Annotated in this window: 19 protein-coding genes; 8 read left to right on the top strand and 11 right to left on the bottom strand. The window is 63.3% G+C overall.

What is annotated here, in order from left to right; translation table 11 throughout:
- Window positions 1–13: 13 nt before the first annotated feature.
- The 9 genes from NKH23_RS03300 to mdh form a co-directional block, all read right to left on the bottom strand.
- Window positions 14–769 (bottom strand): SDR family oxidoreductase, encoded by a 756-nt coding sequence (locus tag NKH23_RS03300; RefSeq protein WP_352912996.1) that lies wholly within the window; start codon window positions 767–769, stop codon window positions 14–16.
- A complete protein-coding gene (locus NKH23_RS03295; protein ID WP_352912997.1) occupies window positions 766–1,272 on the bottom strand; it encodes a hypothetical protein in 507 nt (168 codons plus the stop codon). The genes NKH23_RS03300 and NKH23_RS03295 overlap by 4 nt, the downstream gene beginning before the upstream one ends.
- A 9-nt stretch (window positions 1,273–1,281) precedes the next feature.
- Complete coding sequence (locus NKH23_RS03290; RefSeq protein WP_502908309.1) at window positions 1,282–1,986, bottom strand: DUF4241 domain-containing protein; 705 nt, start codon at window positions 1,984–1,986, stop codon at window positions 1,282–1,284.
- A 68-nt stretch (window positions 1,987–2,054) separates the two neighbouring features.
- A complete protein-coding gene (gene odhB, locus NKH23_RS03285; protein WP_352719354.1) occupies window positions 2,055–3,356 on the bottom strand; it encodes a 2-oxoglutarate dehydrogenase complex dihydrolipoyllysine-residue succinyltransferase in 1,302 nt (433 codons plus the stop codon).
- A gap of 30 nt (window positions 3,357–3,386) precedes the next feature.
- Window positions 3,387–6,374 carry a 2-oxoglutarate dehydrogenase E1 component gene (locus NKH23_RS03280; RefSeq protein ID WP_352912998.1) on the bottom strand — a complete coding sequence of 996 codons (2,988 nt, stop codon included), beginning with the start codon at window positions 6,372–6,374 and terminating at the stop codon, window positions 3,387–3,389.
- A gap of 125 nt (window positions 6,375–6,499) precedes the next feature.
- Entirely contained in the window at window positions 6,500–7,402 is a 903-nt protein-coding gene (gene sucD / locus NKH23_RS03275; RefSeq protein WP_352719356.1) for a succinate--CoA ligase subunit alpha, read from the bottom strand.
- A 49-nt stretch (window positions 7,403–7,451) separates the two neighbouring features.
- On the bottom strand, window positions 7,452–7,823 hold the full coding sequence (locus NKH23_RS03270; RefSeq protein ID WP_352912999.1) for a cupin domain-containing protein: 372 nt from the start codon (window positions 7,821–7,823) through the stop codon (window positions 7,452–7,454).
- 4 nt (window positions 7,824–7,827) lie between these two features.
- Window positions 7,828–9,021, bottom strand: a complete 1,194-nt coding sequence (gene sucC, locus NKH23_RS03265; protein WP_352913000.1) for an ADP-forming succinate--CoA ligase subunit beta — start codon at window positions 9,019–9,021, stop codon at window positions 7,828–7,830.
- Window positions 9,022–9,062: 41 nt separating this feature from the next.
- Entirely contained in the window at window positions 9,063–10,031 is a 969-nt protein-coding gene (gene mdh / locus NKH23_RS03260; RefSeq protein WP_352913001.1) for a malate dehydrogenase, read from the bottom strand.
- Window positions 10,032–10,263: 232 nt separating this feature from the next.
- Between mdh and NKH23_RS03255 the strand changes: the two genes are divergently transcribed.
- Window positions 10,264–10,692 (top strand): GNAT family N-acetyltransferase, encoded by a 429-nt coding sequence (locus NKH23_RS03255; RefSeq protein WP_352913002.1) that lies wholly within the window; start codon window positions 10,264–10,266, stop codon window positions 10,690–10,692.
- 33 nt (window positions 10,693–10,725) lie between these two features.
- On the opposite strand, the gene zapE is transcribed toward NKH23_RS03255, so the two are convergent.
- Window positions 10,726–11,928, bottom strand: coding sequence for a cell division protein ZapE (gene zapE / locus NKH23_RS03250; RefSeq protein WP_352913003.1), 1,203 nt, complete (start codon window positions 11,926–11,928; stop codon window positions 10,726–10,728).
- A gap of 143 nt (window positions 11,929–12,071) precedes the next feature.
- A complete protein-coding gene (locus tag NKH23_RS03245; RefSeq protein WP_292660650.1) occupies window positions 12,072–12,611 on the bottom strand; it encodes a protease inhibitor Inh/omp19 family protein in 540 nt (179 codons plus the stop codon).
- Window positions 12,612–12,914: 303 nt separating this feature from the next.
- On the opposite strand from NKH23_RS03245, the gene NKH23_RS03240 reads away from it, so the two are divergent.
- The 7 genes from NKH23_RS03240 (at window position 12,915) to NKH23_RS03210 (ending at window position 19,598) form a co-directional block, all read left to right on the top strand.
- The gene (locus NKH23_RS03240) at window positions 12,915–13,925 is read left to right on the top strand and encodes an MBL fold metallo-hydrolase (RefSeq protein WP_352913004.1); all 1,011 of its coding nucleotides are present in this window, start codon (window positions 12,915–12,917) and stop codon (window positions 13,923–13,925) included.
- A 68-nt stretch (window positions 13,926–13,993) separates the two neighbouring features.
- Window positions 13,994–14,155 (top strand): DUF1328 domain-containing protein, encoded by a 162-nt coding sequence (locus tag NKH23_RS03235; RefSeq protein WP_352719361.1) that lies wholly within the window; start codon window positions 13,994–13,996, stop codon window positions 14,153–14,155.
- A gap of 74 nt (window positions 14,156–14,229) precedes the next feature.
- Entirely contained in the window at window positions 14,230–15,114 is an 885-nt protein-coding gene (gene dapF / locus NKH23_RS03230; RefSeq protein ID WP_352913005.1) for a diaminopimelate epimerase, read from the top strand.
- A complete protein-coding gene (mtaB, locus tag NKH23_RS03225; protein ID WP_352913006.1) occupies window positions 15,114–16,415 on the top strand; it encodes a tRNA (N(6)-L-threonylcarbamoyladenosine(37)-C(2))-methylthiotransferase MtaB in 1,302 nt (433 codons plus the stop codon). The genes dapF and mtaB overlap by 1 nt, the downstream gene beginning before the upstream one ends.
- Before the next feature lie 11 nt (window positions 16,416–16,426).
- Window positions 16,427–18,184: a signal recognition particle-docking protein FtsY gene (gene ftsY, locus NKH23_RS03220; protein ID WP_352977043.1), complete on the top strand. Its 1,758-nt coding sequence runs from the start codon at window positions 16,427–16,429 to the stop codon at window positions 18,182–18,184.
- Between the two features lie 60 nt (window positions 18,185–18,244).
- Window positions 18,245–18,910, top strand: coding sequence for a septation protein A (locus NKH23_RS03215; RefSeq protein ID WP_352468104.1), 666 nt, complete (start codon window positions 18,245–18,247; stop codon window positions 18,908–18,910).
- Between the two features lie 67 nt (window positions 18,911–18,977).
- Window positions 18,978–19,598, top strand: a complete 621-nt coding sequence (locus NKH23_RS03210) for a pyridoxamine 5'-phosphate oxidase family protein (RefSeq protein WP_352719366.1) — start codon at window positions 18,978–18,980, stop codon at window positions 19,596–19,598.
- Window positions 19,599–19,607: the final 9 nt, after the last annotated feature.

The raw sequence follows: 19,607 nt of genomic DNA, 5'->3' as shown, positions 1-19,607 counted from the left end.
TGTCCCTTTTGCTTTAGCGGCCGCCGCCGATTTCCAGATTGGCGCCTGTTGTGTAGGACGCCTCGTCCGACAGCAGCCAGAGAATTGCGGCCGCGACTTCCTCGGCGGTGCCGACGCGCTGCATGGGCACCACCTTGCGCATTCTCTCGACGCGATCCGGCTGCCCGCCGGAGGCATGAATTTCGGTGTCGATGATGCCCGGGCTGACGGCGTTGACACGAATGCCTTCGCCGGCCACTTCGCGGGCAAGCCCGATGGTGAAGGAATCGACCGCGCCCTTCGAGGCGGCGTAATCGACATATTGACCCGGCCCACCAAGCCTTGCCGCGATCGAAGAAACATTGACGATCGCGCCACCCTTGCCGCCATGCCTGGTCGACATGCGCTTCACCGCCTCGCGGGCGCAAAGCATCGGCGCGATCACATTGATGCGCATCATGCGCTCCAGCCTTGCAGCGCTCAGCTCGTCGACGCGCGCGCTCTGGTCGACCACGCCGGCATTGTTGACGAGCGCGTCGAGCCGACCGAAACGGGCATCGACAGCCTCGAACATGGCCAACACGTCGGTCTCGCTGCCGACATCGGCCTTGACTGCGAAGGCTTCTCCGCCAGCGGCCTCGATGTCGGCGACCACCGTTTCGGCTGCTTTTGCATTCGACGCGTAATTGACCGCAATGCGGTAGCCGCCCTTGGCGGCAAGCCTGCATGTAGCGGCGCCAATGCCGCGGCTGCCGCCGGTCACCAGCAGGATTTTTCCGCTCGCGCTCATTCCTGACATCCCTTCAGGGCAAAGACGTCCCAGGGCACCTTGGAAAAGCCGTTGGCGCCATAGGCCGCCGACATCTGCAACGACGCTCCCAAGTCGGGAAGGATCAGCTTCTTCGGCGCATCCTTTCCTTCGCCCGGCAGCAGCGCGATATTGCCCTGGTCGTCGGCAGTGTAGATGACGCCCTCCCACACGGTGCAAGCGGCGAGCTCGTCGCCGGTGACGTCGCCGGCCGGGCATTTATACATCAGCGAGCCATGCGGCCGCGCCACGCCCTCCGTCCACATGACGATGCCGTCGAGCACGACGCCGTTGTCGAGCACCATCTTGAAGGTGTTGGTGACGGCAGCAGACTCGCCGGTCGGCCTGAAATCGATCTCGGCGGCGTTCTCAGGATCGCCATAGACGGCGAGCTCGATGGGACAGGCGGCGTGAGAGGTAGAACTCGCAAACAAAACGGCCAATAGCCCAGCTAAAGATCCTATGATGGGCGAGATGCTTTGCATCGGGGCGGCTTACTCGCTCTCGCGGCCATCGGCGTTTTCCAGAACGCCGAAATCGGTCATCAAGAGCAGCGGTTCGCCCGCCGCGTCTAGTCCCCAGAACGATGGATAAAGCCCGTCGCCCCAGCCGCTCCAGAAAATCGCAATATTGAGCGGGTTGCCGGCAACCGGGCGATGCAACGCGAACCTGTCCTGATTGGAAGCGAACTCGGCGACCAGCACCTCACCGTAGTAGTCGCCGTATTCCAGCTTGTCCTGCCGCTCGTCCAACAGCGCCATGGCTGTCTTGTCCATGAAAGAGCCAAGGCCGGCGTCGACGGGATAACCGAATATCTCGTCATCCTTCAATGTCGCGACATCCTGGTCGGGCAAAGTGGCGAGTTCCCAACGAACCGGCATGCCGGGCCTGAAACGCAGCACAGCGACGGCCACACGGCCTCGCGCCTCGAACAGCGAAACGGGGTAGTGCCCGGGTCTGACGTTGCGGCTCAAAGCCGGCCAGTCGGTTCCGGTGGTCAGCGGATCGCAGGCGATGATCTCGCCCGTCGGCAGTTCGAGGTCACCGATCGAGGTGACGGTGATCTTCCGCTCGGCCATTTGCGCCTCGCTCAGGGCGAAAAGGCCGAGATTGCTGCTCGCCTGCGTCGGATCCCATTCAGTCGATGTCGCCGGCGAAGAGATAGCGGTCGAGGCAGTAGGCCGAGAAATTCGTAGCATGCGACCCGCTGCCCGACCCAGCTTGAATCCTAAATGCTCCAGCCAGCCGCTCACGGCGCGCTCGGCCGTCACAAATCCAGCACCAGCCGCTCAGGATCCTCCAGGCTTTCCTTGACCCGCACCAGGAACGTCACCGCTTCCTTGCCGTCGACGATGCGGTGGTCGTAGGACAGCGCCAGATACATCATCGGCCGGATGACGATCTGGCCGCCGACCACCATCGGCCGCTCCTGGATCTTGTGCATGCCCAAAATGCCCGACTGCGGCGCATTGAGGATCGGCGTCGACATCAGCGACCCGTAAACGCCACCGTTGGAAATCGTGAACGTGCCGCCTTGCATATCCGCAACCGACAGCTTGCCGTCGCGCGCCGCAAGCCCCAGCCTGCCGATGTCCTTCTCGATTTCGGCGATGGACATCTGGTCGGCATTGCGCACGACCGGCACGACGAGGCCTTTCTCTGTACCGACGGCAACGCCGATATGAGCGTAGTTCTTGAAGATGATGTCGGTGCCGTCGATCTCGGCATTGACCGACGGTATCTCCTTCAGCGCATGGGTGACCGCCTTGGTGAAGAAGCCCATGAAGCCTAGCTTCACGCCGTGCTTCTTCTCGAACACGTCCTTGTATTTGCTCCTCAGCGCCATCACCGCGCTCATGTCGACCTCGTTGAAGGTGGTCAGCATGGCGGCGGTCGATTGCGCTTCCTTGAGGCGGCGCGCGATGGTCTGGCGCAGCTTGGTCATGCGCACGCGCTCCTCGCGCGACGCATCGTCGGCCGAGGACGGCGCACGCGCTGCGGCAGGTGCCGGAACAGGCGCTGCCTTCGGCATTTCTGCCGGCTGCGACGGCGCGCCCCTGGCGATCAGGTCGAGCACGTCGCCTTTCAGCACCTGGCCGCGCTTGCCCGAGCCCGACACCTGGTCGACTGCGAGATTGTGCTCGGCCAGCAGCTTTGCTGCCGACGGTGCCGGCGGCATTGTGCGCGTCTCGATTGCGCCGGCGTCGCCGGCGATCTTGGCCGTCTCAGCCGCGGCCTGCTTGACGCTCGAGGCCGCAGTCGGAGCCGAGGCCTGCGACACCGCCTCCTGCTTCGTTGCCGGAGCGGCGGCGGCATTGGCTGCCGCGCCGGCGCCTGCCGAAATCGTGCCGAGCAGCGCGCCGACGCCGACCGTCTCGCCTTCCTTGACGGCGATCTCGGCGAGCGTGCCCGCGGCGGCGGCCGGCACTTCCACCGTCACCTTGTCGGTTTCGAGTTCGACCAGCGGCTCATCGGCGGCGATCGCGTCGCCGACCTTCTTGAACCATTTGCCGATGGTCGCCTCGGTGACGGATTCACCAAGTGTCGGGACGCGGATTTCGGTTGCCATTGTGCCTGTCCGTTTCTTTTCGGTTCTGTTCTATTCACCAAGCGCGTCGTCGAGCAAGGCTGCAAGCTGGGCGAGATGCTTCGACATCAATCCGGTCGCCGGCGAAGCGGCAGCCGGCCGGCCGGTATAGCGCACCCGCTGATGCTTGGCGTCGATATGCGCCAGCACCCATTCGAGATACGGATCGATGAACGACCAGGCGCCCATGTTCTTGGGCTCCTCCTGGCACCAGACCATCTCGGCATTGCGGAAGCGCGACAGTTCGGTGATCAGCGCCTTGGCCGGGAACGGATAGAGCTGCTCGACGCGCAGCAAATAGATGTCGTTGATGCCGCGCTTCTCGCGCTCCTCGTAGAGGTCGTAATAGACCTTGCCCGAACAGAGCACGACACGGCGGATCTTCGAATCCTTGGTGAGCTTGATGGCCTGGCCCGACAGCAGCTGGGCGTCGTCCCACAACAGCCGGTGAAAGGCGCTTTCGCCCGACATCTCCGGCAGCGTCGACACGGCCCGCTTGTGGCGCAGCAGCGACTTTGGCGTCATCAGGATCAGCGGCTTGCGGAAGTCCCGCTTCAATTGCCGGCGCAAGATATGGAAGTAGTTGGCCGGCGTCGTAACGTTGGCGACCTGCATGTTGTCTTCGGCGCAAAGCTGCAGGAAGCGCTCGAGCCGGGCCGACGAATGCTCAGGCCCCTGGCCTTCATAGCCGTGCGGCAGCAGGCAGACGAGGCCCGACATTCTGAGCCATTTGCGCTCGCCCGACGAGATGAACTGGTCGAACACCACCTGGGCGCCGTTGGCGAAGTCGCCGAACTGCGCTTCCCACAGCGTCAGCGCCTTCGGCTCGGCCAGCGAGTAGCCATATTCGAAGCCGAGCACGGCCTCTTCCGACAGCATCGAGTTGATGACCTCGAAACCGGCCTGCGCCGCCGACAGATTGTTGAGCGGGATATAGCGTGTCTCGTCGCGCTGGTCGTAGAGCACGGAATGGCGCTGCGAGAAGGTGCCGCGCTCCGAATCCTGTCCGGACAGCCGGATCGGATTGCCGTCGAGCAGAATAGCGCCAAAGGCCAGCGCCTCGGCCGTCGACCAGTCGATGCCTTCGCCGGACTCGATCGCCTGGCGGCGGTTGTCGAGGAAGCGGATGATCGTCCTGTGCGCCTCGAAATCCTTCGGCACCTCGGTCAGTTTCTTGCCGATCTCTTTCAGCGTCTTGACCGAAACGGCGGTCTTGCCGCGCCGCTGCTCGTCCTGGTTGTCGGCCGAGCGCAGGCCGGACCAGGCGCCGTCCAGCCAGTCGGCCTTGTTTGGCTTGTAATGCTGGCCGACCTCGAATTCCTGCTCGAGATGCGCCCGCCAATCGGCCTTCATCTTTTCGAACTCGGTCTGGGTGATGTGGCCTTCGGAAATCAGCCGGTCGGCATAGATCTGCACCGTCGTCTTCTGGTTGCGGATCTTGCGATACATGATCGGCTGGGTGAAGGCGGGCTCGTCGCCCTCATTGTGGCCGAATCGCCGATAGCAGAACATGTCCACCACGACAGGCTTGTGGAACTTCATGCGGAATTCGATCGCCACCTTGGTCGCATGGACCACAGCTTCCGGATCGTCGCCATTGACGTGGAAGATCGGCGCCTCGATCATCTTGGCCACATCGGACGGATAGGGCGACGAGCGCGAAAAGCGCGGGTTGGTGGTGAAGCCGATCTGGTTGTTGATGATGAAATGCAGCGTGCCGGCGACGCGGTGACCGCGCAGGCCCGACAGGCCGAGGATTTCGGCAATCACGCCCTGGCCGGCAAAGGCGGCGTCGCCATGCAACAGCAGCGGCAGCACCTTGGCGCGCTCTTCCAGCGGCACGATCTCCTCGCGGCTGCGGCCGAACAAATAGTCCTGCTTGGCGCGCGCCTTGCCCATCACCACCGGGTCGACGATTTCCAAATGCGAGGGATTGGCGGTCAGCGACAGATGCACCTTGTTGCCGTCGAACTCGCGATCCGACGAGGCACCGAGATGGTACTTCACGTCGCCCGAGCCTTCGACCTCGTCGGGCGCGGCCGAGCCGCCCTTGAACTCGTGGAAAATGGCGCGGTGCGGCTTGGCCATCACCTGCGACAGCACGTTCAGCCGGCCGCGATGCGCCATCCCGAGCACGATCTCCTTCATGCCGAGCTGGCCGCCGCGCTTGATGATCTGCTCCAGCGCCGGGATCAGCGACTCGCCGCCATCGAGGCCGAAGCGCTTGGTGCCCTTGTACTTGACGTCGATGAACTGCTCGAAGCCTTCCGCCTCGACCAGCTTCTGCAGGATCGCCTTCTTGCCGGCTGCAGTGAAGGAGATCTCCTTGTCGGTGCCCTCGATGCGCGCCTGGATCCAGGCCTTCTCCTCGGGATCGGAAATATGCATGAATTCGACGCCGAGCGTCGAGCAATAGGTCCGGGTCAGGATGTCGAGCATCTGCCGGATGGTGCCGAATTCCAGCCCGAGCACATTGTCGAGGAAGATCGGCCGGTCGTAATCGGCTTCGGTGAATCCGTAATTCTCCGGCGACAGCTCGTTATAATCCTCGAGCGGCTTGGCAATGCCGAGCGGATCGAGATTGGCGTGCAGGTGGCCGCGCATGCGGAAGGCGCGGATCATCATGATGGCGCGGACGGAATCGCGCGTCGCCTGATGTACGTCGGCGTCGGAAAGCGCTGCGCCGTTGCCGACCGCCCTGTCCTTGACCTTCTTTTCGATGTGCTTTTCGACCAGGCCCCAATTGCCGTCCAGCGCCGAGACAAGCTCGCCATTGGCCTGCATCGGCCAGGAGGGCTTGGCCCATGACGCGCCCTTGGCATTCTTGCGCACGTCGCCGGCGTCGTCCTTCAGTGCCGCGAAGAAGTCCTGCCATTCGGGATCGACCGACGCGGGATCGTCCTCATAGGCGGCATAGAGCGCGTCGATATAATCGGCATTGCCGCCATAGAGGAAAGAGGTAAGCGAAAACTGGTCGTTGGCCTGATCTTGTCTTGCCATGTCACTGTCGAAGCCTTTGCTTCGTCTCCTTTGTTGGAGGGGAGTACGGGAATAGGGGAGTAAGGGAGTAGGGCAAATGCCCTCGTCTTGTTCCCTACTCCCTATTCCCGTACTCCCTTACTCCCCTAACCTTTGATCGCTTCGACCAGGGTCGTGCCCAGCCGTGCCGGCGATGGCGAAACCTTGATGCCGGCCGATTCCATCGCCGCGATCTTGTCTTCCGCGCCGCCCTTGCCGCCGGAGATGACCGCGCCCGCATGGCCCATGGTGCGGCCCGCCGGCGCGGTGCGGCCGGCGATGAAGCCGGCCATCGGCTTGCTGCGGCCGCGCTTTGCCTCGTCCTTGAGGAACTGCGCGGCGTCTTCCTCGGCCGAACCGCCGATCTCACCGATCATGATGATCGACTTGGTCTCGTCGTCGGCGAGGAACATCTCCAGCACGTCGATGAACTCCGTGCCTTTGACCGGGTCGCCGCCGATGCCGACGGCGGTGGTCTGGCCGAGGCCGACATTGGTGGTCTGGAACACCGCCTCATAGGTAAGCGTTCCCGAGCGCGAAACAACGCCGACCGAACCCTTGCGGAAGATGTTGCCGGGCATGATGCCGATCTTGCATTGGTCGGGGGTCAGCACGCCGGGGCAGTTCGGTCCGATCAGCCGCGATTTCGAGCGGTCGAGCCTCGCCTTGACCTTGATCATGTCCATCACCGGTATGCCCTCAGTGATGCAGACGATCAGCGGGATCTCGGCCTCGATCGCTTCCAGAATCGCTTCTGCAGCACCCGCCGGCGGCACGTAGACGACCGAAGCGTTGGCGCCGGTTTTGGCCTTGCCTTCGGCTACGGTGGCGAAGATCGGCAGTGCCTCGCCCTTGGCGCCGGTCCAGGTCTCGCCGCCTTTCTTGGGGTGGATGCCGCCGACCATTTTTGTGCCGTGATAGGCCAGCGCCTGTTCGGTATGGAACGTGCCGGTCTTGCCGGTCAGGCCCTGCACCAGCACCTTGGTGTTCTTGTCGACGAGAATGGACATGATGGTCCTTTTCAAAAACCGTTGATCGGGGAAGGCCGCGCGCTCATGGTCACAACCGCTTCAGATCCGCGACGGTGAGGTCGCTGTTGGCATTGCCGGTGTTGAGCGTCGTCGCCGGCTCGAACATCAGCACCACCGGCTCCTCGCTCAGCGAGCGCGGCCGGTGTTCGACGGCGCGCGGCACGACGATGAACTCGCCGCTGGAAAGCTCCACCGTGCCGTCGCGGAAATCGATGGCGATGCGGCCGCGCAGCACAAGGAAGGCCTCGTCTTCATTGTCGTGCGCATGCCAGTCGAAGACGTCGCCGAACTTGGCGATCTTGACCTGGGAATCGTTGACGTCGCCGGCAATATGCGGATCGAAGACCTTCTTGATCTTCGTATCCGCCGCCTCGACGAGGTTTATCTTGTGCGGAGGCACAGGCTCAGCCCTTCACCGCCGCCACGATCTTCTTGGCTGCGTCATCGAGGTCATCGGCCGACACGACGTTCAGCCCGCTGTCGTTGATGATCCTCTTGCCGAGTTCGGCATTGGTGCCTTCCAGCCGCACCACCAGCGGCACTTGCAGGCCGACCTCCTTGACCGCGGCGATGACGCCCTCGGCGATGATGTCGCACTTCATGATGCCGCCGAAGATGTTGATCAGAATGCCTTTGACCGCCGGATCCTTGGTGATGATCTTGAACGCCGCCGTCACTTTTTCCTTGGACGCGCCGCCGCCGACGTCGAGGAAGTTGGCCGGTTCGGCGCCGTAGAGCTTGATGATATCCATCGTCGCCATGGCGAGGCCGGCGCCGTTGACCATGCAGCCGATATTGCCGTCGAGCGCGACATAGGCGAGGTCGTATTTCGACGCCTCGATCTCCTTCTCGTCCTCTTCGGAGGTGTCGCGCAATTCGAGCACGTCCGGGTGACGGAACAGCGCGTTGTTGTCGAACGACACTTTTGCGTCGAGCACGCGCAGCCGGCCGCTCTTCATGACGATCAGCGGATTGACCTCGAGCAGGCTCATGTCCTTCTCGACAAACGCCTTGTAGAGGATCGGAAACAGCATGGCGCCATCCTTGGCCGCGTCGCCGTCGAGCCTCAGTGCGGCGTTGAGCTTCTTCACATCGTCGGCCGTCACGCCCTTTTCCGGGTCGATGGCGACGGTGATTATCTTTTCCGGCGTGTCGTGGGCGACCGCCTCGATGTCCATGCCGCCCTCCGTCGAGACGACGAAGGCGACGCGCCCGACCGAGCGGTCGACCAGGATCGACAGATAGAGCTCGCGCTCGATGTCGGCGCCGTCCTCGATATAGAGCCGGTTGACCTGCTTGCCGGCCGGGCCGGTCTGCTTGGTGACCAGCGTGTGGCCGAGCATCTCCTTGGCGTTGGCGACGACCTCGGCCACCGACTTCGCCAGCCTGACACCGCCCTTGGCATCGGGCCCGAGTTCCCTGAACTTGCCCTTGCCGCGGCCGCCGGCATGGATCTGGCTCTTGACCACATAGAGCGGGCCGGGCAGCGCTTTGGCGGCGGCTTCCGCCTCGCTCGCCTTGAACACCGGCACGCCCTCGGCCACTGGTGCGCCAAAGCCTTTCAGCAGCGCCTTGCCCTGATATTCATGGATGTTCATGCGCTATGTCTCCAGCTTGCTTGGCGGGCTTGGTTGCCGGCTTACTTGGCCGCGAGATGCGGAGCGATCTTGACGCAGGCGTCGCACAGGCCCTGCACCGCCGCGACCGAATTATCGAACATCTTCTGCTCGCTCTTCGCGAGCTCGATCTCGATGATCCGCTCGACGCCGCCGGCGCCGATCACCACGGGAACGCCGACATAGGTGTTCTTGACGCCATATTGGCCGGAGAGGTACGCCGCACAGGGCAGCACCCGGTTCTTGTCCTTGAGATAGGCTTCGGCCATGGCGATGGCCGAGGCGGCCGGCGCATAAAAGGCAGAGCCGGTCTTGAGCAGGCCGACGATCTCGGCGCCGCCGTCGCGGGTGCGCTGCACGATCTGGTCGAGCCGCTCCTTCGAGGTCCAGCCCATCTTGATGAGGTCGGGCAACGGGATGCCGGCAACCGTCGAATAGCGGATCATCGGCACCATGGAATCACCGTGGCCGCCGAGCACGAAGGCGGTGACGTCCTCGACCGAGACCTTGAATTCCTCGGCCAGGAAATAGCGGAAGCGCGAACTGTCGAGCACGCCGGCCATGCCGACGACATGGCTCTTCGGCAGGCCGGAAAACTTCTGCAGCGCCCAGACCATGGCGTCGAGCGGATTGGTGATGCAGATGACGAAGGCTTTCGGCGCGTATTTCTTGAGGCCGGCGCCGACCTGCTCCATCACCTTCAGATTGATGCCCAGAAGATCGTCGCGGCTCATGCCGGGCTTGCGCGGCACGCCGGCGGTGACGATGCAGACGTCGGCGCCCTCGATGCCGGCATAGTCGTTGACGCCGGTCAGCCTGGAGTCGAACCCATCGACCGGCGACGACTGCGCGATGTCCAGCCCCTTGCCTTGCGGGATGCCTTCGGCGATATCGAACAGCACGACGTCGCCGAGATCCTTGAGGCCGACCATGTGGGCGAGGGTGCCGCCGATCATGCCCGAGCCGATGAGCGCTATCTTGTTGCGTGCCATGTCAGGATGTTTTCCCTTTGACTATGACGGCGCCCAAATCCTTGACGATTTGATGACGGCGTCGGAGGAAGAGGCCGGAATGCTGCGGAACCGCGAAATTCGCCGCACGCAATAGCCCCGGTCGCACAAAAATTCAAACGATTATTTTGGAGTGAGTAATTTCAATCGGTTAGAAACAATGGGAATTACGTAAACGTCAAAATTCTGAAGCCGACTTGAGGAATTCTACACAATGGCACTGGAAATCAGAAGGCTGTTTCCTGGCGATGACGCCCTTGTGATGCGGGTTGCCGACGAAGTCTTCGACGAGTCGGTCAGGCCGGATCGGCTCTCCGCCTATCTCGCGGAGCCCGGTCATTTCATGGTCGTAGCCCTCGCCGACGGCATCGTCGTTGGCCAATGCGCAGCCGTCATCCACCGCCACCCGGACAAGGTGAGCGAACTCTACATAGACGAGGTCGGCGTGGCGCCGGCCCTTCAACGCCAGGGCATTGCGACGAGGATGCTCGGCGCCATGTTCGCACTCGGTCGCGAGCATGGCTGTGAGGAGGCGTGGGTCGGCACCGAGCCGGACAATGTTGCTGCTCGCGCACTTTACGCGTCGCGAAAAGAGCCGCATGGGCCGGCGGAGGGGTTCGTCATGTATGTCTATCGGTTATAGGCGCCGGCGGCAGCGCCCCTTCTGTACTATCCTTCACGCCTGAGCCTGCCGTGCCTCCGTCGATGATCCCTGCGCCCTCTGCCTCTCCGCCCAGTCCTCCAGCCAGTCGTGGCTCTGCATCTCGATCAGCCGCGATGCGGTGCGCTCGAACTCGAAGACTTCGTTGCCGCGCTTGGCCGTATAGAGCTGCGCCGGCGGTGCCGCGGCGCTCATCACCAGCCGTACATGATGATCGTAGAGCGTATCGACCAGCAGGATGAAGCGCTTGACTTCGTTGCGCTTGCCTTCGCCGAGCACCGGCACATGGTCGATGAAGATGGTCGAGAAACGGCTGGCAATGGCAAGATAGTCGCGGGCGCCGAGCGGCCTCTCGCAGAGATCGGCGAAGGAAAACCGCGCCGCCTCGCCGGCAGCACGCGGCACTACGACGTGCCGGCCCTTAACCGTCAGCATCGTCTCGGCCGTCGGCCTGCCATGCGTCATCACAGCCCACGCGTCGTCGAGCGCATGGTCAGCGGCGGCATCGGCGGGGGTGATGTAGACCAGCATGTGGCTGAGCTTGTCGAGGCGGTAATCCTTGTCGGCGTCAAGCGCCAGCACCTGCGCGTGGCGCTCCAGCATAGCGACAAACGGCAAAAACAGCTGACGGTTCAGGCCGTCGCGGTAGAGATCCTGCGGCGCGACATTGGAGGTGGCGACCAGCACCACGCCATTGGCAAACAACGCCGAAAACAACCTGGACAGGATCATCGCATCGGCGATGTCGGTGACGGAGAACTCGTCGAAGCACAGCACCCAGGCTTGCTCGGCCAGCGCGCGCGCCACCGGCGGGATCGGGTCGTCCTCCTTGGCCGTGCCCTCTTTACGCGCCTGCCGGTGCTTCTGGATGCGGTCCTGCACGTCGGCCATGAAGTCGTTGAAATGCACCCGGCGCTTGCGCCGCGCCGGCAGCAGCTCGAAGAACATGTCCATCAGCATGGTCTTGCCGCGGCCGACGCCGCCATGGATATAGAGGCCCTTGACCGCCTCGTGCACTTCGCGCTTGCGGGCGAACAGCCACCCCAGCGCGCTTGATTTATGCGCCAGCCGCTTGGCCGATATTTCGTCGATCAGCCGGTCGAGCGCAGCGGCGATCCGCTCCTGCGCCGGGTCGCGCCCGATGGCGCCCGTCTCGACCAGATGGTCGTAGCGCTGCTTGACGGTCGCATGGGTCTGGAGGCCGTCACGCAGATGCATCGGTCACGTCGTCCGGAGCAATTCCAAGAAAAGTGTGTAGCGGTTTTCTGTCCGGAATTGCGTAAAAAACAAAAGAGAGCAATTCCAGGAAAAGTGTGTAACGGTTTTCCGTCCGGATTTGCGTAATAATGGGGGCCGTTCTCTTACCTTGTAAGCGAGATCGGCAGGCCGTTGGAAGTCTGGCCGTCGAATTTCTCGCCGCCCGAGGAATAGAGCCGTGCCAGCGTGCCGCCGTTCTCGTCAAAGAGCGTCAGCTGTTTGCCGGCGACGTTCCAAGATTTGATGCCGTCGAGCGGCGCCGGGCAATGCAGCGGTCCGGCGCGGTAGCCCGAACCGAATTTCGTCTGCGGCGTCGCCACCTGACAGCTCTGGCCGGACACGCTTGCCTTCCACACGCCGGCGACGCTGGACGCGGTAAGGTCGGCCGCACCGGCCGGAGCCGTCCCGTCCGGCGGCAGCGAGGCGACCTGGGTGTTCTGCGGTGCGGTTGGAAATTTCGACGGATCGGCCGGGCCGGGTGTTGCCGGCGGCGGCAGCTGGTTTGCGGTCACCTTGCCGGCAGGCGCAGGTTCCAGGGGCGCCGGCTGCTGGTCGTCCATTGATGTGAACCGTGAGGTTGAACAGCCGCTCGCAACGAGCGCGGCCAGCGATACGGCCAGCAGGCCGGTTTTCGAAAATTTCATTCTCAACCTCCGTCGGATCGGGCTGGGGGTGCCGTCCGCGCAATGTCCCCCTCACCAAGATGGAGAAGGTGGCGAAATTTCAACCCGATATGGTTAAAATACGGTTTGCGCCGCTAATGTTGCAAATTTGTCGCAAAATGCACATTGCCAGAATTGCGTTACGCCTTGGCCGTTTGGCCGGCACCTCCGGTTGATGCGATACGGCGCACCGGCGCCAAAACCTTGGCGTTCACCTCAAATGCTTGCGCGGGCCGGCTCCGGCATTATCTCTTGGCGATCAGCAAACTGCAGGGAGCCGATTTCTTGGCCGCGAGAAAGAGAGCCGCCAACCGCTATTACAGCGGGCCGCCCAGCGATCATTTCGACGGCACCTTGTTCTTCAATCCCGACGGCCGGCCGCCGGGTCGCTTTGCCGATCTGTTGAAATGGCAATTGAGTCGCGAGCGCTCGAAATGGCCGGCGGCGGATCCGAGCCCGTTTCCACCGGCAAGACCGGTCGAGCGCCTCGATGGTTCTGCGCTGCGCCTCACCATGGTCGGTCATTCCTCGCTGCTCGTCCAGACAGCCGGCCTGAACATCCTGACCGACCCGGTCTGGTCGCGACGCGTCTCGCCGCTCTCCTTCGCCGGTCCGAAACGCGTCAATCCACCGGGCATCGCCTTTTCGCATTTGCCGCCGATCGACCTCGTGCTGGTCAGCCACAACCATTACGACCATCTCGACCTCGCCACGTTGAAGCGCCTGAAGACAAGACACGACCCGCTGCTGCTGACGCCGCTTGGCAACGACACAATCATCGGCGCTGCCGTGCCCCGTATGCGGCTTTCGGCGCATGACTGGGGCGACCGGGTCGATATCGGCGATGGCGTCGCCGTCTATGTCGAGCCGGTGCACCACTGGTCGGCCCGCGGTACTCGCGACCGGCGCATGGCGCTGTGGGCGGGTTTCGTCGTCGAGACACCCGGCGCAAAGATCTATTTCGCCGGCGACACCGGCTTCCACGGCGGCATCAATTACCGGCTGATGGCGCAAAAGCACGGCGGCTTCCGCCTCGCCATCCTGCCGATCGGCGCCTACGAGCCGCGCTGGTTCATGGCGCCGCATCACCAGGATCCGGAAGAGGCGGTGCAAGGCATGCTTTTGTGCAACGCCGCCTATGCCGCCGGCTGTCACTGGGGCACGTTCCGGCTCACCAACGAGTCGATCGATGAGCCGCCCAGAAAGCTCGGCGAAGCGCTCGATGCTGCCGGCCTGCCGCGGCAACGTTTTCGCGCCTTGCGGCCGGGCGAAGTCTGGGACGTGCCGGAGGTCTAGCGCGGCGGAACCTAAGGCATCACATAGACGTTTGTAGGTGTTCAAACCTGTCGGCTGCGAGGTCTCTCATGATCAGGTGGATCATCATTCTTTTGATTATCGCGGCCGCGGCGAGCCTGCTCGGCATGCCGGCACTGGCCGGAGCCGCCGCAACCGGCGCGCGCATCCTCATCGGCATCGTGCTGATCATCTTCCTGCTGATCGTGCTTGGCGTCTTCGTGGTGACTTGAAAATCACGCCGCGCTGGTAATTTCTGCCGCTATCCGCCATATAGGCGCCAAACCGGCAAGAGACCTTTCGATCGATGGCAAGCGCGGCCCCTTTCGCCAAGATGAACGGCATCGGCAACGAAATCATCGTTGCCGATATGCGTGGCCGTGCCGATCGGGTGACGCCTGCGGCAGCCGTCGCGCTTAATGCCGATGCGGCGACCAGGTTCGACCAGATCATGGCGATCCACGACCCCAGGACGCCGGGCACCGCCTTTTTCATCGACATCTTGAATTCCGACGGAACCAGCGCGCAAGCCTGCGGCAACGGCATGCGTTGTGTCGTCCAGGCGCTCGCGGCTGAGACCGGCCAGAAGACATTTGCCTTTGAAACAGTCGCCGGCATCCTCAATGCCGAGGAACATGCCGACGGAATGATCTCGGTCGACATGGGCAGGCCGCGCTTTGGCTGGCAGGACATCCCGCTGGCCGAGGAATTCCGCGACACCCGCATGATCGAGCTGCAGATCGGCCCGATCGATGCCCCGGTACTGCATTCGCCTTCGGTCGTCTCGATGGGCAATCCGCACGCCATCTTCTGGGTCGACCGCGACGTCTGGTCCTACGAGCTCGAGCGCTTCGGCCCGCTGCTCGAAAACCACCCGATCTTCCCCGAGCGCGCCAACATCACCATCGCGCAGGTGACTTCGCCTGAGACCATGGTCATCCGTACCTGGGAGCGCGGCGCCGGCCTGACCAAGGCCTGCGGCTCGGCCGCTTGCGCCGCCGTGGTCGCTGCGGCCCGCACCCGGCGCACCGGCCGCAGCGTCACGCTGATGACGCCCGGCGGCGGCTCGCTGCATGTTTTGTGGCGCGACGACGACCAAGTCATCCTGACCGGTGCCGCCGAATGGGAATTTTCCGGCAGCTTCGATCCGTCGACCGGGGCGTGGGCGCGCGACACCGAAAGCGCCGCCTGATGGCTCCTCTTGGCAACAGGGGTATCGACGTCGTCACCTTCGGCTGCCGGCTGAACACCTATGAATCCGAGGTGATGCGGCGCGAGGCGGAAAGTGCCGGCCTCGGTAGCCTCGAAGGCGGCGCCATCATCTTCAATACCTGCGCCGTCACCGGTGAGGCGGTGCGCCAGGCCAAGCAGTCAATCCGCAAAGCTCGCCGCGAGAACCCACAGGCCCGCATCATCGTCACCGGCTGCGCCGCGCAGACCGGCCCGCAGGATTTCGTCGCCATGGACGAGGTCGATCTCGTCCTCGGCAATGAGGAAAAGCTCAGGGCGCATTCCTATCGCGCGCTGCCGGATTTCGGCGTCAACGACACCGAGAAGGCGCGCGTCAACGATATCTTTTCGGTGCGCGAGACGGCCGCCCACATGGTCGACGCCATCGAGGGCCGGGCACGCGCTTTTGTCCAGGTGCAGAACGGCTGCGACCACCGCTGCACCTTCTGCATCATTCCCTACGGTCGCGGCAATTCGCGCTCGGTGCCGATGGGCGCCGTGGTCGAGCAGGTCAAGCGACTCGTCGGCAATGGTTATGCCGAGATCGTGCTGACCGGCGTCGACATGACCAGTTTCGGCGCCGATCTGCCGGGCGCGCCGAAGCTTGGCAAATTGGTCAAGACCATCCTGAAGCAGGTGCCGGACGTGAAACGCCTGCGGCTTTCCTCCATCGACTCGATCGAGGCCGATGACGATCTGCTGGACGCCATCGCCACCGAGCCGAGGCTGATGCCGCATCTGCATCTGTCGCTGCAATCGGGTGACGACATGATACTGAAGCGGATGAAGCGCCGGCACAGCCGCGACCAGTCGATCCGCTTTTGCGAGGATGTGCGCAAACTGCGCCCCGGCATCGTTTTCGGCGCCGACATTATCGCTGGCTTCCCGACCGAGACGGACGCAATGTTCGAAAACTCGGAAAAGATCGTCGAGGAATGCGGCCTGACGCATCTCCATGTCTTCCCGTTTTCGCCGCGCCAGGGCACGCCCGCCGCGCGCATGCCGCAGCTCCGCCGCGACGTCGTCAAGCAGCGCGCGGCACGCCTGCGCGCCACCGGCGAGGTCGCCCATCGCCGCCATCTTGCCTCGCTCGCTGGAACGCGTCAGTCGATCCTGGTCGAGCGTGACGGCCTTGGCCGCACCGAGGGGTTTACACTGGCCGTATTGTCGGCGGGCACGCCGGGCGACATCGTCGAGGCTGATATCGCCGGCGATGACGGTATCAGACTGATCGCCGCGCCGCTTGCCGCTCGCGCCGCCTGAGAGCGCAAGACATGGCTGGGTTTTTCAAGAAGATATTTTCGTTCGGCAAGAAGGAAGTCGTCGAAGAGCGGCCCGACGAGGCCGCACCGCTGCCGCCGATCAAATGGGATGAACTGGAAGCGCTGAAGCCGGCCGCAGAGCAGGCCGTCCCGGAGTTTTTGAAACGCGAAGAGCCGCGGCTCGAAGTCGAAGCCGTACCTCCACCGCCAGTCGAACCAGAGTTGCCTCCGGCACCGCAACCGGCGCCCGCGGAAGAGCCGAAGCCCGAACCGTCGCCGACCATTCCACCCGAGCCAGACATCCAGCCGGAGCCGGAAACGCCTGCTGAAGAGCCGGAGGAGATCCGGGCCGGACCCGTCGCTCCCGAGCCAGTTCCTGAGGCGGAGCAGCCGGAGATCGTTCAGCCCGAGCCTCCGTCCACGGAAGCTGGCGCTGCCCCTCATCCGCCTGCCGGCACCTTCTCCCCGTATAGTGACGGGGAGAAGGGGGCTCATCGTAACGCAGAAGCCCCTTCCACGGACGCCGAAGAAGAAGCTGCAACGCTGACGCCCCCCTCTCCCCGTACCTCACGGGGAGAGGGTAAGGGTGAAGGGCAGCTCCAACCTGCGCAAGACGCGGCACCCGCGGCCGAAGTCACGCCACCAGCGCCCGAAGCGCCGCCGGCCGAAATCCCGCCTCCAATCCGCCAGCCCGCCCCGGTCGAAACGAAACCGGTCTTGACCGAGATCGCGCCCGAACCAGAGGCCATTTCGCAACCATCGCCGGAGCCAAAACCCGCCCCCGGTAAGGTGACCGTAACTAAGAAGGTCGAGCAGAAAGCCGAGCCCCAGAAGGCGCCCGAACCGGCTCCGAGGCGCTCCTGGTTCCAGCGAATGCGAGACGGGCTTGCCCGCTCTTCCCGAGAATTGTCGGGCAACATCGCCGGCGTCTTCACCAAACGCAAGCTGGACGACGACACGCTGCAGGACCTGGAGGATGTGCTGATCCGCGCCGATCTCGGCATGGAGACGGCGTTGCGCGTCACCGACGCGCTCTCCGCCAGCCGCTACGGAAAGGACGTCTCCGACACCGAAGTCCGCGCCATCATGGCGGCCGAAGTGGAAAAGGTGCTGACCCACGTCGCCATGCCGCTGGAGCTGGACCTCAGCCACAAGCCGCATGTCATCCTGGTCGTCGGCGTCAACGGCACGGGGAAAACAACAACCATCGGCAAGCTGGCGGCAAAGCTCACCGATGGCGGCCTCTCGGTGATGCTCGCGGCCGGCGACACCTTCCGCGCCGCCGCGATCGAGCAGCTGAAGATCTGGGGCGAGCGTACCAACTCGCCGGTCATTGCCTCGAAGCTCGGCGCCGACGCCGCCGGCCTCGCCTATGACGCATTCGAGCGGGCGAAGGAGGCCGGCTCCGACGTGCTGATCATCGACACCGCCGGGCGGCTGCAGAACAAGACCGAGCTGATGGCGGAACTGGAAAAGATCGTCCGGGTGCTGGGCAAGCTCGATCCGGAAGCGCCGCACACCGTGCTGCAGACGGTTGATGCCACCACCGGCCAGAATGCGCTCAACCAAGTCGAGATCTTCCGCAATGTCGCCGGCGTCAACGGCCTGGTGATGACCAAGCTGGACGGCACGGCGCGCGGCGGTATTCTGGTGGCGATCGCGGCAAAGCACAAATTGCCGGTCTATTTCATCGGCGTCGGCGAACAGGTCGACGACCTCGAACCCTTTTCCGCAAGCGAATTCGCCAGGGCGATCGCTGGCGTAGCTTGACGAGCATGATCCCAAAAAGCTGCAGGCTTTTTGGATTGGATCGTGCGTAAGAAGGACCCTATGAACCCACCCATCCTCGAAGGCGATCCGTCCGATCCGCGACGTAAGGCGTTGAACCCGGGCCTGAAATTCCTGCTCGAACTCGGGCCTGGCCTGGTGTTCTTTTTCACCACCATCCGCGGCGCGTGGCTTGTCGGGAAGTTTCCGATCCTCGGCCATATCGGCGAGCCTATCCTGATTGCCACGGCGTTCTTTATGGTGGCGACGGCGCTATCGCTCAGCGTTTCGTGGATTTTGACGCGCAGCTGGCCGATCATGCCGTTGGTCTCGGCCATCGTGGTGTTTGTGTTTGGCGCGCTGGCGCTGTGGCTGCAGGACAAGACCTTCGCGTTCATGAAGCCGACAATCATCAACAGCCTGTTCGGCATCACGCTGCTTGGCGGGTTGGCGTTTGGCAGATCGCTGTTGGGCTATGTCTTTGATTCCGCCTTCAATCTCGACGCCGAAGGCTGGCGCAAGCTCACTTTCCGATGGGGGCTCTTCTTCCTTTTTCTGGCTGCCCTGAACGAGGTTGTGTGGCGCAACTTTTCCGAGGAAGCCTGGCTTTATTTCAAGGTCTGGGGCACGATTCCCATTACACTTGTCTTCACGTTAAGCCAAATGCCGTTGATCCTGCGGCATTCACTAGAGGACAAGGCCGGCAAGGAAGAGAAGGCCGGCAAATAGAGCAATTCCAGGAAAAGTGTGTAGCGGTTTTCCGTCCGGAATTGCGTCAGAATAAGAGGAGAGGGGCATGGAATTCATCGCCACGCGCGACGAGTTGAGGACGATCTACAAGACGCCTCGGCCGACTGACGGCTCGATCCGCAAGGAGCTGAAGGCCCTGGATGGCCACTGCCGTTCCTTCATCGGCAAGAGCCCTTTCGTGCTGATCGGCTCGTCCGACGGTGCCGGCAATGCCGATGTGACGCCGAAGGGCGACAGGCCGGGCTTCGTAACAGTGCTCGATGAGAAGACCATCGCCATCCCCGACCGGCCCGGGAACAACCGGCTCGACACGCTGGAGAACATCCTTCTCAATCCCTCGATCGGGCTGCTCTTCCTCATTCCCGGCATGAACGAAACGCTACGTGTCAATGGCGATGCCCGCATCACCGTCGATGCGGCATTGCGTGAGCGGCTGGCGGTCGACGGCAAGGCACCGCAAAGTGTCGTCGTGGTGACGGTCAAGGCCGCCTATATGCATTGCGCCAAGGCCTTCATGCGCTCCGAACTATGGAAGCCGGAGAGCTGGTACGACCGCGCGACGCTGCCGACGCTCGGCCAGATCCTGCGCGACCAGCTGGCGCTCGCCGACTCGGCCGAGGCGACCGACCGCTGGTTGGACGGGGAATACAGGAAGACCATGTGGTAGCGTGCCCGG

Origin of the sequence: Mesorhizobium sp. M1328, assembly GCF_040318075.1 — a bacterium.
Lineage (GTDB): Bacteria > Pseudomonadota > Alphaproteobacteria > Rhizobiales > Rhizobiaceae > Mesorhizobium.
The sequence above is the reverse complement of the archived record's forward strand: the minus strand, read 5'-3'. Positions and strand labels throughout refer to the sequence as shown.

Coding starts and splice junctions, on each gene's coding strand:
- ftsY (WP_352977043.1), top strand. CDS start 16,427: ATGGCTGGGTTTTTCAAGAAGATATTTTCGTTCGGCAAGAAGGAAGTC.
- dapF (WP_352913005.1), top strand. CDS start 14,230: ATGGCAAGCGCGGCCCCTTTCGCCAAGATGAACGGCATCGGCAACGAA.
- NKH23_RS03300 (WP_352912996.1), bottom strand. CDS start 769: ATGAGCGCGAGCGGAAAAATCCTGCTGGTGACCGGCGGCAGCCGCGGC.
- NKH23_RS03215 (WP_352468104.1), top strand. CDS start 18,245: ATGAACCCACCCATCCTCGAAGGCGATCCGTCCGATCCGCGACGTAAG.
- NKH23_RS03245 (WP_292660650.1), bottom strand. CDS start 12,611: ATGAAATTTTCGAAAACCGGCCTGCTGGCCGTATCGCTGGCCGCGCTC.
- NKH23_RS03290 (WP_502908309.1), bottom strand. CDS start 1,986: ATGCTACGAATTTCTCGGCCTACTGCCTCGACCGCTATCTCTTCGCCG.
- NKH23_RS03255 (WP_352913002.1), top strand. CDS start 10,264: ATGGCACTGGAAATCAGAAGGCTGTTTCCTGGCGATGACGCCCTTGTG.
- NKH23_RS03210 (WP_352719366.1), top strand. CDS start 18,978: ATGGAATTCATCGCCACGCGCGACGAGTTGAGGACGATCTACAAGACG.
- sucD (WP_352719356.1), bottom strand. CDS start 7,402: ATGTCCATTCTCGTCGACAAGAACACCAAGGTGCTGGTGCAGGGCCTG.
- NKH23_RS03280 (WP_352912998.1), bottom strand. CDS start 6,374: ATGGCAAGACAAGATCAGGCCAACGACCAGTTTTCGCTTACCTCTTTC.
- NKH23_RS03295 (WP_352912997.1), bottom strand. CDS start 1,272: ATGCAAAGCATCTCGCCCATCATAGGATCTTTAGCTGGGCTATTGGCC.
- zapE (WP_352913003.1), bottom strand. CDS start 11,928: ATGCATCTGCGTGACGGCCTCCAGACCCATGCGACCGTCAAGCAGCGC.
- sucC (WP_352913000.1), bottom strand. CDS start 9,021: ATGAACATCCATGAATATCAGGGCAAGGCGCTGCTGAAAGGCTTTGGC.
- mdh (WP_352913001.1), bottom strand. CDS start 10,031: ATGGCACGCAACAAGATAGCGCTCATCGGCTCGGGCATGATCGGCGGC.
- mtaB (WP_352913006.1), top strand. CDS start 15,114: ATGGCTCCTCTTGGCAACAGGGGTATCGACGTCGTCACCTTCGGCTGC.
- NKH23_RS03235 (WP_352719361.1), top strand. CDS start 13,994: ATGATCAGGTGGATCATCATTCTTTTGATTATCGCGGCCGCGGCGAGC.
- odhB (WP_352719354.1), bottom strand. CDS start 3,356: ATGGCAACCGAAATCCGCGTCCCGACACTTGGTGAATCCGTCACCGAG.